Raw genomic sequence first — 12382 nt, 5'->3', positions numbered from 1 at the left:
GACTCGGTCTGCAGAGCGAGAAGATCGGGAACTTCGAGCGGCTCCTGAATGCGCGCGAAAGATACGCGGCGGGGACCAGCGGGTACGGCGAAGGCGTTGCGCGAGGCTGCCAACAGATGTCCTTCCGAGGGCTCGCGGACTGACTACACGCACGCCAGACGACCATGCATCAAAGTTACCTAGAGAAGCGGGTCGTCAAAGGGCAGCGCAAAGGGGCAGTGTAGCCGATGGGCATACACCTGTCCACTCAGTCTCGCTCTGCGCACCCACGTTGGACGCAGCATCGCCCGTCAGCGGCGAAACGTCAAGCCCGTAGACCCACATTCGAGGCGACGAACGCCCGTCACGCTGGGTTTTCGTCCTTCCGGAGACCGCGTCGTCAGCCGGGTCCAGACGATACCCGCGCTGCGGATCGGCTAACGCTCAGTCACACGGAGGGTCGAAGGCTTGCCGCCTCACGACGCTGTCGTGCCCTCCGTCATGCCCAAGCCTCGCGATCCTCAAACCCAAGCTTTACTAACGATTTAATAACGCGCCACGCCGGGACGTGTCCCGGCTCCGGAGTGGATCTCAGCCGGCAGGAGCATTGCCGATCAACGTGGACAGCTCGGACACCAGCCAGTGGTCCTGGCCTTTGATCAGCACGAACCGGGCGCGGTTCTGGACGACCTGCTTTTGGGGTTGCTTCTCGCCCGGCAGCAACTTGGTAGTTCCCATGTTCATGAACAGCAACACCTGTACGCGGCCGGGAGTCGCCGATTCCACCGCCGCGGCGGCCACCGCCGCCTGCTGCACCGTCTGCTGCCGCTTGACGGTCGGCACCAGGACACGGGCCAGTTCGCCGTAGTGAGCGGCGAGGTTCCCCGTGGCATACCCCCTGGCGCGCGCGAGGTCGGCGTCGATCGTGCGGTAGTCGTAGGACAGCATGTCCGGCGCGTACGCCCGGGCGGCGGCGACCGCCTCCGCGGCCGCCGACTCGCTCTCGCGCAGATCGCGGAGCCTCAGATAGGCGATGGCCGTCAGAACGGCCAGAAGGGCCACCACAAGGCCCAGCACCCCGACGGCGGCCATGAATGCCCTCGAGCGTGAACGGGGCTCTGCGCCCCGCTCCAGGGACGCGGGGGCGCCTTCGCCGCTCACGCGACCTGCTCCAGCTTCGACACCGACCAGGCCTCGCCGACCTTGGTCAGCTCCACGCTCCAGCGGTAGAAGTGCTCCTGCGGGGCGGTCTTGACCGCCTCCCAGCGGATCACCGAGTCAGCCACCACCAGCACCTGTGCGGTTCTCCCGCTCTCGTCCATCGACGCAAGGCCCGCGGCGCGCACCACGCCCGTCTGCACGGCCTTGCGCTCGCGTGTCGCCGCCTTCAGCCGCTCGGCGCCCTTGGCGTACTCGTCCCTGGCCTGACCGGTGGAGATCTCGATGACGCGCCGCACGTCCTGGTCGACCGTGCGGTAGTCCACCGCCATGAGCGTCAGCGCGTAGCGCTCCGCGGCCTCGACCGCCGCCCTGCGGTCGCGGGCCACCGCCCGCGCCTCGTCGAGATCGCCGCCGAGACGCACCCAGGCGGTGCCGAGGGCGGCGACGAGCACGAGCAGCACGAGGAGCACCAGGGCACGCGACCTCCGGGGGGAGCGAGCCCCGTGAGACGCCACGTCTTCCCTCCCATCGCCCGGACGACGCCGTTCGGCGCCACGACGGCACGGACGCGCCGGAAGCGGTGCCCGGCCACGCGGCCGGTCGCCGGATCATAACCCGGCATGAAGATCCACATAGGGGATCATCCCCTTTGCCCGCGAAGCCGGAAGGGTCCGGGCACAGCGAAAGGGGCGGCCACCCGGCACCTGGGTGGACCGCCCCTTTCGTATGGAGCTTTCAGACGCGAGAGGTCACTTGACGGTGACGGTGGCGCCGGCGCCCTCCAGGGCGGCCTTGGCCTTCTCGGCGGCTTCCTTGTTGACCTTCTCGAGCAGCGCCTTGGGGGCACCGTCGACGAGGTCCTTGGCCTCCTTGAGGCCGAGGCTCGTGAGCGCGCGGACCTCCTTGATGACCTGGATCTTCTTGTCGCCGGCGGCCTCGAGGATGACGTCGAACTCGTCCTGCTCCTCGACCTCTTCAGCGGCGGCGCCTCCGCCGGCCGGGCCGGCAGCGGCGACGGCGACCGGAGCGGCGGCCTTGACGTCGAAGGTCTCCTCGAAGAGCTTCACGAAGTCGGAGAGCTCAAGAAGGGTCATTTCCTTGAACGTCTCGAGCAGCTCGTCGGTGCTGAGCTTCGCCATGGTGGTGGTTCCTCCGTATGAATTACAAAACTTGGAAACGGACCGCGGTATGCGCCTGAATCCCCTGCTGTGGTCGCTTTCGCGCCCGACCTACTCGTCGGCTTCCCCGCCGGCCTGCGCGCCGCCGGTCTCCTCGCGCTTGACGCGCAGAGCCTCGACGAGCCGGGCCAGGTTGGTGGGCAGCGCGTTGAACGTCGCGGCGGCCTGAGACTGCTTCGCCTTCAGTGCGCCGGCCAGCTTCGCGAGCAGGACCTCACGCGACTCAAGGTCGGCGAGCGTCGAGATCTCGGCCGGGGTCATCGACTTGCCGTCGACGACACCACCCTTGATGACCAGGAGGGGATTGGCCTTGGCGAAATCACGCAGACCCTTGGCCGCCTCGACCACGTCGCCACTGACGAACGCGATCGCGGTCGGGCCCTGGAACAGATCGTCCAGGACGGTGACCCCGGCCTCATTGGCCGCGATCTTGGACAGCGTGTTCTTCGCCACGGCGAACTTCGCATTCCCACCGAGCGTGGTGCGCAGCTCCTTGAGCTGCGCCACGGTGAGACCGCGGTACTCGGTCAGGACAGCGGCGCTCGAGCTCTCGAAGCGATCTTTGAGCTCGGCTACCGCGGTCGCCTTTTCCGCCCTCGCCATGGGCCTCCTTCCAGATGTGCCACCGGCGAAGGGCCCAGGAGTCCAGAAATGAGAACAAGCCCCGGCGCAGGCGCACGGGGCTCACACACAGTCGTCGTGCGGACGAATCAGCACGAGCACCATATGGAAACTCACATCACACCTACGCGGGCCATCCACGGACGTGGATCCTTGGGCCACCGAGCCATAACGGGCTCAGCGACGACCGGCGGTCTTCGGCATGGAACAGAGTACGCGGTGTTCCCGTCCAACACCAAATCAAGGCATGGAGACGGCGGCCGTTCCGCGAGCCGGCCCCCTCGGACGCACCCCGCGGCGTCGCCGCGGGGTGCGTCTCGGGGCAGGTCCTGAGGGTGTCCCGAGGGTCAGCTACCGGTGGTGCCGGCGCCGTCCATGTCGCCGAGGTTCTTGGGCAGATCGCCCACCTGGTCGGCCGGCGGCGCGGTGACCTCCGCGGCCTCGTTGAACGAGCTGAACAGGGACGTCAGCTTGAAGGTGCCGTCACCCGCGCCGCCGTTCATCTCCAGCTTGCGCGGGAGGTTCTGCGCGTCGATCCAGGTGTCGAACTTCATGTCCTTGACGTTGGTGAGCTGGCCCTGCACCTTCTGCTGCATCTCGGGCGAGAGCAGCTTGACCGCCTCGGCCACGGTGAAGGTGCCCTTGTAGTGGGTGGTGTCGACCCCGCCGACGGACTCGGTGCCGACCTTGGTGACATCCTTGGAGGTCGTCAGCATCTTCGCGCTGCTCTGCAGGTCCATCTGCTGGGCCTGGGCGAGGAACTGGTCGACGTCCACGCCGGCGTCCTGGCCCGCCTTGGCCAGGTCGATCTTGATCCAGGGCTTGGTGCCGCCCATGAGCTTGCTGAGCATTTCGACCTTGACGTACGCGATCTTGTCCAGCAGGATCACGCGGACGCCGCCGGGGACGTCCTGCCCGCGGACGTTGATCTGGTCGAGGGTGACGTCGGTGGCCACCTGAGGCTTCTGGTGGACGACCATGGAGCCCTTCACGGACCCGGCGCCATCCTTGGGAGAGCTGAAGTCCAGCGCGAGCTGCGCGGTGTAGGACGTCACGTCCTCGGTGGTCTTCACGCTCTTCTGCAGGGTCTCCGCAGCGGAGAGCTGGACCGCGCCGAGCGAGGTCGCGGAGTTCTGCGGGGTCTGGCCGCATGCTGATACCGCGATGAGCATGGCCGAGCCCACGGCCGCGATCGCGGGTGTAATTCGACGCTTCACTAGGTATCCCTTTCGTATCCCCCAAAGTCATTTTTACCCTACGCGCCGCCACTACCCCGTGCGGCGTCTTATGGGCATCGATTACCCCGGCGGTATCGCGGCCGCGACGGCCGGACACCGTCTCACCAGCGAAAAAGGGAATTACGAGGGAACAAGAAAGGGTCCCCGCCGGGAGGCGGGGACCCATTCAGGATTCATGACCGTCAGGTGGCGGGCACGGTGAGTGCCGTACGCGCCCTCAGGTGCGGGCGACGCGTCAGGCGTCGATCTCGGGGGTGATGCCGCGCGTCACGTTGGGGTCGACCGGGATGCCCGGGCCCATGGACGTGGAGAAGGTCACCTTCTTGAGGTAACGCCCCTTGGCCGCGGACGGCTTGAGACGGATGACCTCGTCGAGCGCGGCCGCGTAGTTCTCCAGGAGCTGGCGCTCCGGGAAGGACACCTTGCCGATGATGAAGTGGAGGTTCGCGTGCCGGTCGACCCGGAACTCGATCTTGCCGCCCTTGATGTCGGTCACGGCCTTGGCCACGGCCGGCGTGACGGTGCCGGTCTTGGGGTTCGGCATGAGACCGCGCGGGCCGAGCACGCGGCCGAGGCGGCCGACCTTGCCCATGAGGTCGGGCGTGGCCACGACGGCGTCGAACTCGTTGAGGCGGTTGCCCTTGGCGATCTCTTCGATCAGCTCGTCGGCGCCGACGATGTCGGCGCCCGCGGCGCGGGCCTCCTCGGCACGGTCACCGGTCGCGAAGACCAGGACCCGGGCGGTCTTGCCGGTGCCGTGCGGGAGGTTGACGGTGCCGCGGACCATCTGGTCGGCCTTGCGGGGGTCGACGCCCAGCCGCAGGGCGACCTCGACGGTCGCGTCGAACTTGGTGACCGAGCTGCTCTTGGCGAGCTGGGCCGCGTCGACCGGGCTGTACAGCTGCTCACTGTCGATCTGGTCGGCGGCCTTGCGGTAGCCCTTGCTGCGCTTCACTGGCTTCTCCTTTGTGGAGTATGTGGTCACGGGCCAGCGCCTGGCCCTCCCACAGTTGCTTTGTGTGTCAGTCGGCGATCGTGATGCCCATCGACCGGGCGGTGCCGGCGATGATCTTCTCGGCCGCCTCGATGTCGTTGGCGTTGAGGTCGGGCATCTTCGTCTCGGCGATCTGGCGCAGCTGCTCCTTGGTGAGCTTGCCCACCTTGTCGCGGAGCGGGTTCGCGCTGGCCTTGGCGAGGCCCGCGGCCTTCTTGATCAGCTCAGGCGCCGGCGGCGTCTTCGTGACGAAGGTGAAGCTGCGGTCTTCGAAGATGGTGATCTCGACGGGGATGATGTTGCCCCGCTGGGCCTCGGTCGCAGCGTTGTACTGCTTCACGAAGTCCATGATGTTGACGCCGTGGGGACCGAGGGCGGTACCGACCGGCGGCGCGGGCGTGGCCTGACCAGCGGGAAGCTGGACCTTGACCAGAGCCGCGATCTTCTTCTTTGGAGGCATTGTCCTACTCCGGGTCCTTGACTCCTGCGAAACTCCCACAGGGCGTGGAAGCCCCCCGAGAACGCGCGACGGCCAGATGGCCGTGCTCCTCGGGACTCACCCCGCGACTGCTCGACAGGCCAGCCTGCGGGGACGACTTAACAGTGTATGCGTGACGCCAGATCGCGAAGACCTGGACGGCCGCTAGATCTTGGAGACCTGGTTGAACGACAGCTCGACCGGCGTCTCACGACCGAAGATCGACACGAGCACCTTGAGCTTCTGCGACTCGGCGCTGATCTCGCTGACCGTGGCCGGAAGGGTCGCGAACGGGCCGTCCATGACGGTGACCGACTCGCCGACCTCGAAGTCGACGGTCGCGGCGGCGGCCTTGGCGGCGGTCGTCTTGGTCTGCTCGGTCGGCTCCGGCGCGAGCAGCTTGGCGACCTCGTCGATGCTCAGCGGGCTCGGCCTGTTCGACAGGCCCACGAAACCGGTCACACCGGGCGTGTTGCGCACCGCGGACCAGGACTCGTCGGTCAGCTCCATGCGCACCAGCACGTACCCCGGGAGCACCCGCTCCTTGACCGGGGTGCGCTTGCCGCCCTTGATCTCGGTGACCGTGTGGACGGGCACCTCGACCTGGAAGAGGTAGTCCTCCATGTTGAGCGACTGGGTGCGCGTCTCGATGTTGGACTTCACGCGGTTCTCGTAACCGGCGTAGGAGTGGATGACGTACCACTCGCCGGGCAGGCCGCGCATCGTGCGCTTGAACTCCTCGACGGGGTCGACGTCGGGGACGAGATCACCGTCTTCGTCAACGGCGGCGCCTGCCGGGGCCTCAACGCCCTCGGCGCCCTCTGCGACCTCTGCGGCCTCTGCGGCCTCGCCAGGCTCGCCGGGCGCCTCGGCATCACCGGAGGTCTCGGCCTCGCCGGACTCATCGGTGATCTCGATCGCCTCTTCCGGCTCGCCCTCCCACTCCTCGTGGGATGCGCCAGCCGACAGTGGGGACTCGGACACGGTGACTCTTTCTTCTCTCGTCGATGTTGCGATCTTCTCCGTCCGTCCGGAACTTGTTCCCGTTCGGAGCGGCCACCGCCCGGTCGAGGACGGCTGTCGCGCGGCGGCCGGCTCAGGCTCCGCCGAAGACCGCCAGCACACCCTTCGTGAGCAAGAAGTCTATCCCTGACACGAGCCCGACCATGATCAGGACGAAGACGAGGACGATCGTGGTGTAAGAGATCAGATCCTTGCGCGTCGGCCAGATCACCTTGCGAAGCTCGGCGATGACCTGCCGGTAGAAAAGTGCAGGAGTAGTGCGTTTCTTAACGGTCTGGCCGGACGGCTTGCTCGGCCTGTCCGCGGCCTCGCCGCGTGTGTCGATCGCCACAGTCCTCACCCGATCCGTCGTTCCTACGCAACTTTCGGCGGCTTACACGCCATCGGTGCGCGGACCGCACTCCGCAGGGCACGAGGGACTCGAACCCCCAACCGCCGGTTTTGGAGACCGGTGCGCTACCAATTGCGCTAGTGCCCTCTGCCGTGAACCACCTTACCCCGAGCAGCCGGGGGCACGTCGCTCACTAGTTGCAGAAGTGTACGGGTGAATGCGCCTCACGTCGAACCAACTCGTGCGGCACATCACCGCGGACACTACTTGTCCAGATCATGGATATGCGTCGGCGACCGCCCAGGTCGTCTGGAACCATGGGAGGCATGACCCGTCCTCGCATCTCAGCGCGCATTTCCGCCATCTCCGAGTCCGCCACGCTGGCCGTGGACGCCAAGGCCAAGGCGATGAAGGCGGACGGTCGTCCGGTCATCGGGTTCGGGGCCGGCGAGCCCGACTTCCCGACGCCCGACTACATCGTCGCGGCGGCCATCGAAGCGTGCCGGAACCCCAGGTTCCACAAGTACACGCCGGCCGGCGGCCTCCCCGAGCTCAAGCAGGCCATCGCCGAAAAGACGCGACGCGACTCCGGTTTCGAGGTCGACGCCTCGCAGGTGCTGGTGACCAACGGCGGCAAGCAGGCCGTCTACGAGGCCTTCGCCACGCTCCTCGACCCCGGCGACGAGGTCCTGGTCGTCGCTCCCTACTGGACGACCTACCCCGAGGCGATCAAGCTCGCCGGCGGCGTCCAGGTCGACGTGGTGACCGACGAGACGACCGGTTACCTGGCCTCGGTGGAGCAGCTGGAGGCCGCGCGCACCGAACGCACCAAGGTCCTGCTCTTCGTCTCGCCGTCCAACCCGACCGGCGCGGTCTACTCCCCCGAGCAGGTGGAGGAGATCGGCCGCTGGGCCGCCGAGCACGGCCTCTGGGTGGTCACCGACGAGATCTACGAGCACCTGATCTACGGTGACGCCACCTTCACCAGCATCGCGACGGCGGTTCCCGAGCTGCGCGACCACGTGCTCGTGCTCAACGGCGTCGCCAAGACCTACGCCATGACCGGCTGGCGGGTGGGCTGGCTGATCGGCCCGAAGGACGTGGTGAAGGCCGCGACCAACCTGCAGTCGCACGCCACCTCCAACGTCTCCAACGTCGCCCAGGTAGCGGCCCTCGCGGCCGTGTCGGGCGACCTGTCGGCCGTGGCGCGCATGCGCGAGGCGTTCGACCGGCGCCGGCAGACCATGGTCCGCATGCTGAACGAGATCCCGGGCGTGGTCTGCCCCGAGCCGTTCGGCGCCTTCTACGTCTATCCGTCGGTCAAGGCCCTCCTCGGCAAGGAGATCCGCGGCAGGCGCCCGCAGACCTCCGCCGAGCTGGCCGAGCTGATCCTGGAGGAGGCCGAGGTGGCCCTGGTCCCGGGCGAGGCGTTCGGCACGCCGGGCTACTTCCGGCTCTCGTACGCCCTTGGCGACGACGACCTCGTCGAGGGCGTCAGCCGCCTGGCCAAGCTCCTCGCCGAGGCGCACTGACGCCGGCCGGCGACCCGCGTGAGACGGAAGGCCCGGACCTGTGGTCCGGGCCTTCCCCGTGTCCTCACCCGCCGAGCCTCCGCCTGTCGCGGCGCGTGCCGTCCACGGCCGCTGTCAGCAGGTCGCGCGGACGCCGTTGGCGATCTTCTTGAGTTCGCGCGTGGTGTCCTCGGGCCCGAGCTTCCCGGCGTAGTCGGGGCTCATCATGATCTCGACCGCCATGTCGCGCCCGAGGAACCACAGCAGCGTCGGGGTTCCCCCGGCGTCCGTCACCTCCGAGGCCTCCCCCAGGTTCGCGATGGCTCCCTGGGCGCCGTGGACGGTGACGCGTACGGCCTTGTCATCGGCCCGGTAGGTCTGCAGCAGGGGCCGCATGCGCTTCGCCGCGGCGCCGCGGAAGACCACCATCTGCACGGCGTACATGCCCGGTTCGGCGCCCGGCTCGGCCCACGTGGTGGTGTAGCTGGTCGTGCCGAAACCGTTTTTGCCCGACCATTCACCCCATTTGAGTCCGTCGGGCAGGTAGCCGATCCGGATCCCGCCGAAGGCCCGGCCGTCCCCGAGGTCGCCCAGATCCTGCGGCATGCTCGACCGTCCTTCGGCCGGAGCGGGGTCCGCCGACCGGGTCTTCGGCGTCGTGCACCGACGCGCCGCAGACCAGGATGGCCGTTCGGAGTAGAGCGGTACTTCGGGCGGCCAAGAACTCATCGAAGGCCGCTTCGTCTTCTTCCGTCATGGCGAGTCCCCTTTCGCCCCTCCCCAACGCGCCAGGCCCATAGGAGGTTGAGTGGCAGAGCTGCACCGGCACGGCGGCGGCGTACGGCAAGATATGGAAATGGCACGCCCGCTCGACGAACTCCCCAAGGCCCATCTCCACCTGCACTTCACCGGGTCCATGCGGCATTCGACCCTGCTGGAGCTCGCCCGCGACCAAGGGGTTCACCTGCCGGACGCGCTCGTACAGGATTGGCCGCCCAGACTACGGGCGACCGACGAGCGGGGCTGGTTCCGCTTCCAGCGGCTGTACGACATCGCGCGCTCGGTGCTCCGCCGCGAGCAGGACGTCTACCGGCTGCTGCGCGAGGCCGCGGAGGACGAGGCGGCCGAGGGGTCCCGGTGGCTGGAGATCCAGGTCGACCCCTCCGGGTACGCCCAGCGGTTCGGCGGGCTCACCGCCACGCTGGAACTGGTGCTCGACGCCGCCGCGCGGGCCGCCGCGTCCAGCAAGATCGGCATCGGCGTGATCGTGGCCGCCAACCGCACCCGCCATCCGCTCGACGCCAAGACGCTCGCCCGCCTGGCCACGCAGTACGCCGACAAGGGAGTGGTCGGCTTCGGGCTGTCCAACGACGAACGCCGCGGCCGGGCCCGCGACTTCGACGGCGCCTTCCGCATCGCCAAGCGCGCGGGGCTGCTCGCCGTGCCGCACGGCGGCGAGCTGTCCGGGGCCGCGAGCATCGCCGAGTGCGTGGACGACCTGGACGCCGACCGCATCGGCCACGGGATCCGGGCGGCCGAATCCGAGCGGCTGATGGAACGCCTCGCCGACCGCCAGATCGCCTGCGAGGTGTGCCCCACGTCGAACGTCGGCCTCGGAGTCGCCCCCCGGGCCGAGGACGTTCCGGTGAAGCGGCTCTTCGACGCCGGGGTCCCGATCGCGCTCGGCGCCGACGATCCGCTGCTGTTCGGTGCGCGGCTCCTGCCGCAGTACGCGCTGGCGCAGGAGGTGTACGGCTTCAGCGACGCCGAGGTCGCCGAGCTGGCCCGCCAGTCGATCCGCTCCTCCACGGCCCCCGAGGGGTACAAAAAGGAACTGCTGACCGCCATCGACGCCTGGCTCACCGGCCACGCCTGACCGGCAGGGACCTGCCTGACCAACACGACCAGCGATCGGCGGCAGCAAGCCTCGTCTTCACAATGGCCGCGATCCCTCCCATCTTCACGATGCCCGCGACCTCCCCACCTGCACGGTGGCCGCGATCTCTTCCCCGCCCTCGCGTCCCCCCGTCCGGCGCCGATACGGCGGGTGGGGGTATGGCGAAGCCGGCGCCGTCGTACGGCGGGCAAGGGAATGCCCGGCGGAGCGGGGCTCGGCCGGGCATCCTCAGGGGTATGGGCAGTGCTGTGACGGCTTAGGTTGTCGCGTTCTCGGCGCCGGGCCGCCGTCGCCGGCGGCCCGGGCGCGGGTCACTGCGAGTGGATGTACACCTCGTCGAAGACCTCGGCGAGCTTGGTGAGGTCCTGGGTGATCCCCTTCTCGGGGTCGCCGGCGTCGAAGGTCACCGACAGCCGGCCGAGCCCCTTGCGAGCCTGGAGGGCCTTCCACATGGTGTTGGTCACCAGGCCCTGGTCGAGGAGCCGCCAGGTGGCGCCATCCCAGTCCTGGCGGTGGGTCCACAGCATGACGGTCTGCACGCCCGCCTGGAGCGGCAGGTCGACGCGCAGCTTGGCCGCGGCCTCCGCCTGGGCGGCGGTGAGCTTGTTGGCTCCGCTGTGGGCGAGGCCGACCTCGCGGGCGCCGATGTGGACGCGGGTGTCCCAGCCGCGGGCCCGCACCGCGATCCACTGGTTGCGCAGCGCCTTGTCCGCCGTGATCTTGTACTTGGCGTACTCGCTGGCGAACAGGCCGCTGGAGACGTTGACGTGGTCCACGTCGCCGGTGAGCACGTACTTCTCGACGTTGGCGCGGGTGATCAGCGGGTACTTGGCGCGCAGCGCGGCCTGGCAGGGCTCCGACACCCCGCAGCCCATCTCGGGCACGACCACGTCGACGGCGAGCTGCTTGCCCGCCGGCATCGCCGCGCGAAGGGCCGTGGAGGCGTCGTTGACGAACCTGCGGACGTCGTCGGCGGACTTGAAGCCCCAGTAGCCGAGGTCCTGGGCGAACTTCACGCCCACGACGCCGGGCCTGCTCGCCTGCGCGGCCAACGTGGCGACGGCCGCGTCGAACTGGTCCTTGCCGGCCGTCCACGCGGGAGCCAGCTCGCTTTCGATCCAGACCCGCATCCCGAGCTTCACCGCGACGGCGGCGGCCTTGCCGGTGGCGTCGTTCGGCGCGGTGAGCGCCTGCTTGGACGCCTTCGGGGTCGCGGTCGGCTCGGGGGCGGTGGACGCGCTGGGCTCGGGCTTCGCGGACGCGTCCGGCTGCGGGGCGTTCACGCTGGCGGTGGCGTTCGGCGTGGCGACCTCCTGCGTGCCGTCGGGCTGCGTCGAGGACTCGACCAGCGGGGCCTGGCTGCCGTCCGGACCGGCGTTGGGTTCGGCCTGGGTCTGCACGTTCGGATCGGCCTGGACCTGCGAGGAGGCGTCGGGCGTCGGCGCGGCGCTGGCGTTCGTCTCACCGGCGTTGGTCGTCGGCGCGGTCGAGGCCCCGCCGCCCGAGCAGTCGAACTCACCGCCCTGGCACGCCTTGGCCGGGGGGTTGGTGATCTCGCCGTCGGTGTTCTTGCAGACGTACTTGCCGGCGTCGCGGTCCCACTTGCACAGCACCTGGTCCTTGTCGGCGCAGTCCTGCATGCCGGGGCCCTTGTTGTTCTTGTCGGTGCAGAACAGCACCGGGCCCGGGTAGGGGACGGCCTCCTTGAGCTTCGCGCCGTCGTTCTCGGCCCAGAACCTGACGATGTTGAGCGCGTCTCTGGGGGTCTTCGCCATCCACGAGCAGTACATGTACTCGGGGGTGCCGGTGCCGAGGATCTCGTCGCACTCGTTGTTGATGCCTTCGGCCGCCGGGGCCGGGTCGGCGAGTGCCATGCCGGTCGGGATGCCTATCGTGAGCGTGAAGAGCACCGCGATGAGGGCGATGATCCACTCGCGCTTGCGAAGTCGGGGCATACGCGGTCTCTCCTCG

General features: G+C 68.7%; 13 protein-coding genes and 1 tRNA gene. 2 read left to right on the top strand and 12 right to left on the bottom strand.

Annotated elements, in window-relative coordinates:
* Positions 1-570 precede the first annotated feature (570 nt).
* The 10 genes from MYF83_RS40225 to MYF83_RS40180 all read right to left on the bottom strand — a co-directional run bounded on the left by MYF83_RS40225 (position 571) and on the right by MYF83_RS40180 (position 7150).
* Positions 571-1071, bottom strand: coding sequence for an Rv1363c family protein (locus tag MYF83_RS40225; RefSeq protein ID WP_248966074.1), 501 nt, complete (start codon positions 1069-1071; stop codon positions 571-573).
* 65 nt (positions 1072-1136) lie between these two features.
* Positions 1137-1655 (bottom strand): Rv1363c family protein, encoded by a 519-nt coding sequence (locus MYF83_RS40220; RefSeq protein WP_248966073.1) that lies wholly within the window; start codon positions 1653-1655, stop codon positions 1137-1139.
* Between the two features lie 234 nt (positions 1656-1889).
* A complete protein-coding gene (rplL, locus tag MYF83_RS40215; protein WP_248966072.1) occupies positions 1890-2279 on the bottom strand; it encodes a 50S ribosomal protein L7/L12 in 390 nt (129 codons plus the stop codon).
* Positions 2280-2369: 90 nt separating this feature from the next.
* Positions 2370-2921 (bottom strand): 50S ribosomal protein L10, encoded by a 552-nt coding sequence (gene rplJ / locus MYF83_RS40210; RefSeq protein ID WP_248966071.1) that lies wholly within the window; start codon positions 2919-2921, stop codon positions 2370-2372.
* Between the two features lie 365 nt (positions 2922-3286).
* Positions 3287-4156: an SCO4651 family lipoprotein gene (locus MYF83_RS40205; RefSeq protein WP_248966070.1), complete on the bottom strand. Its 870-nt coding sequence runs from the start codon at positions 4154-4156 to the stop codon at positions 3287-3289.
* Between the two features lie 256 nt (positions 4157-4412).
* Entirely contained in the window at positions 4413-5132 is a 720-nt protein-coding gene (rplA, locus tag MYF83_RS40200; protein ID WP_248966069.1) for a 50S ribosomal protein L1, read from the bottom strand.
* 67 nt (positions 5133-5199) lie between these two features.
* A complete protein-coding gene (rplK, locus tag MYF83_RS40195; RefSeq protein WP_248966068.1) occupies positions 5200-5631 on the bottom strand; it encodes a 50S ribosomal protein L11 in 432 nt (143 codons plus the stop codon).
* A 183-nt stretch (positions 5632-5814) separates the two neighbouring features.
* Positions 5815-6633: a transcription termination/antitermination protein NusG gene (nusG, locus tag MYF83_RS40190; RefSeq protein WP_248966067.1), complete on the bottom strand. Its 819-nt coding sequence runs from the start codon at positions 6631-6633 to the stop codon at positions 5815-5817.
* Between the two features lie 112 nt (positions 6634-6745).
* Positions 6746-7003 (bottom strand): preprotein translocase subunit SecE, encoded by a 258-nt coding sequence (secE, locus tag MYF83_RS40185; protein WP_248966066.1) that lies wholly within the window; start codon positions 7001-7003, stop codon positions 6746-6748.
* Positions 7004-7077: 74 nt separating this feature from the next.
* A tRNA-Trp gene (locus MYF83_RS40180) sits at positions 7078-7150 on the bottom strand.
* A gap of 179 nt (positions 7151-7329) precedes the next feature.
* Here MYF83_RS40180 and MYF83_RS40175 point away from each other — a divergent pair.
* Positions 7330-8535 (top strand): pyridoxal phosphate-dependent aminotransferase, encoded by a 1206-nt coding sequence (locus MYF83_RS40175; RefSeq protein ID WP_248966065.1) that lies wholly within the window; start codon positions 7330-7332, stop codon positions 8533-8535.
* A gap of 114 nt (positions 8536-8649) precedes the next feature.
* On the opposite strand, the gene MYF83_RS40170 is transcribed toward MYF83_RS40175, so the two are convergent.
* On the bottom strand, positions 8650-9120 hold the full coding sequence (locus tag MYF83_RS40170) for a hypothetical protein (RefSeq protein WP_248966064.1): 471 nt from the start codon (positions 9118-9120) through the stop codon (positions 8650-8652).
* A gap of 250 nt (positions 9121-9370) precedes the next feature.
* Between MYF83_RS40170 and MYF83_RS40165 the strand changes: the two genes are divergently transcribed.
* Positions 9371-10390 carry an adenosine deaminase gene (locus tag MYF83_RS40165; RefSeq protein WP_248966076.1) on the top strand — a complete coding sequence of 340 codons (1020 nt, stop codon included), beginning with the start codon at positions 9371-9373 and terminating at the stop codon, positions 10388-10390.
* 332 nt (positions 10391-10722) lie between these two features.
* On the opposite strand, the gene MYF83_RS40160 is transcribed toward MYF83_RS40165, so the two are convergent.
* Positions 10723-12366: a hypothetical protein gene (locus MYF83_RS40160; RefSeq protein WP_248966063.1), complete on the bottom strand. Its 1644-nt coding sequence runs from the start codon at positions 12364-12366 to the stop codon at positions 10723-10725.
* Between the last annotated feature and the right edge of the window lie 16 nt (positions 12367-12382).

It is taken from the genome of Sphaerisporangium perillae (genome assembly GCF_023276435.1).
GTDB lineage: Bacteria > Actinomycetota > Actinomycetes > Streptosporangiales > Streptosporangiaceae > Sphaerisporangium > Sphaerisporangium perillae.
Note: the sequence above shows the minus strand (reverse complement) of the source record. Positions and strands in the feature narration are given on the sequence as shown.

Bases quoted from the DNA above. Each gene is read 5' to 3' on its own strand.
- MYF83_RS40160 (WP_248966063.1), bottom strand. From the start codon at position 12,366: ATGCCCCGACTTCGCAAGCGCGAGTGGATCATCGCCCTCATCGCGGTG.
- MYF83_RS40170 (WP_248966064.1), bottom strand. From the start codon at position 9,120: ATGCCGCAGGATCTGGGCGACCTCGGGGACGGCCGGGCCTTCGGCGGG.
- rplL (WP_248966072.1), bottom strand. From the start codon at position 2,279: ATGGCGAAGCTCAGCACCGACGAGCTGCTCGAGACGTTCAAGGAAATG.
- MYF83_RS40175 (WP_248966065.1), top strand. From the start codon at position 7,330: ATGACCCGTCCTCGCATCTCAGCGCGCATTTCCGCCATCTCCGAGTCC.
- MYF83_RS40225 (WP_248966074.1), bottom strand. From the start codon at position 1,071: ATGGCCGCCGTCGGGGTGCTGGGCCTTGTGGTGGCCCTTCTGGCCGTT.
- rplJ (WP_248966071.1), bottom strand. From the start codon at position 2,921: ATGGCGAGGGCGGAAAAGGCGACCGCGGTAGCCGAGCTCAAAGATCGC.
- rplK (WP_248966068.1), bottom strand. From the start codon at position 5,631: ATGCCTCCAAAGAAGAAGATCGCGGCTCTGGTCAAGGTCCAGCTTCCC.
- MYF83_RS40165 (WP_248966076.1), top strand. From the start codon at position 9,371: ATGGCACGCCCGCTCGACGAACTCCCCAAGGCCCATCTCCACCTGCAC.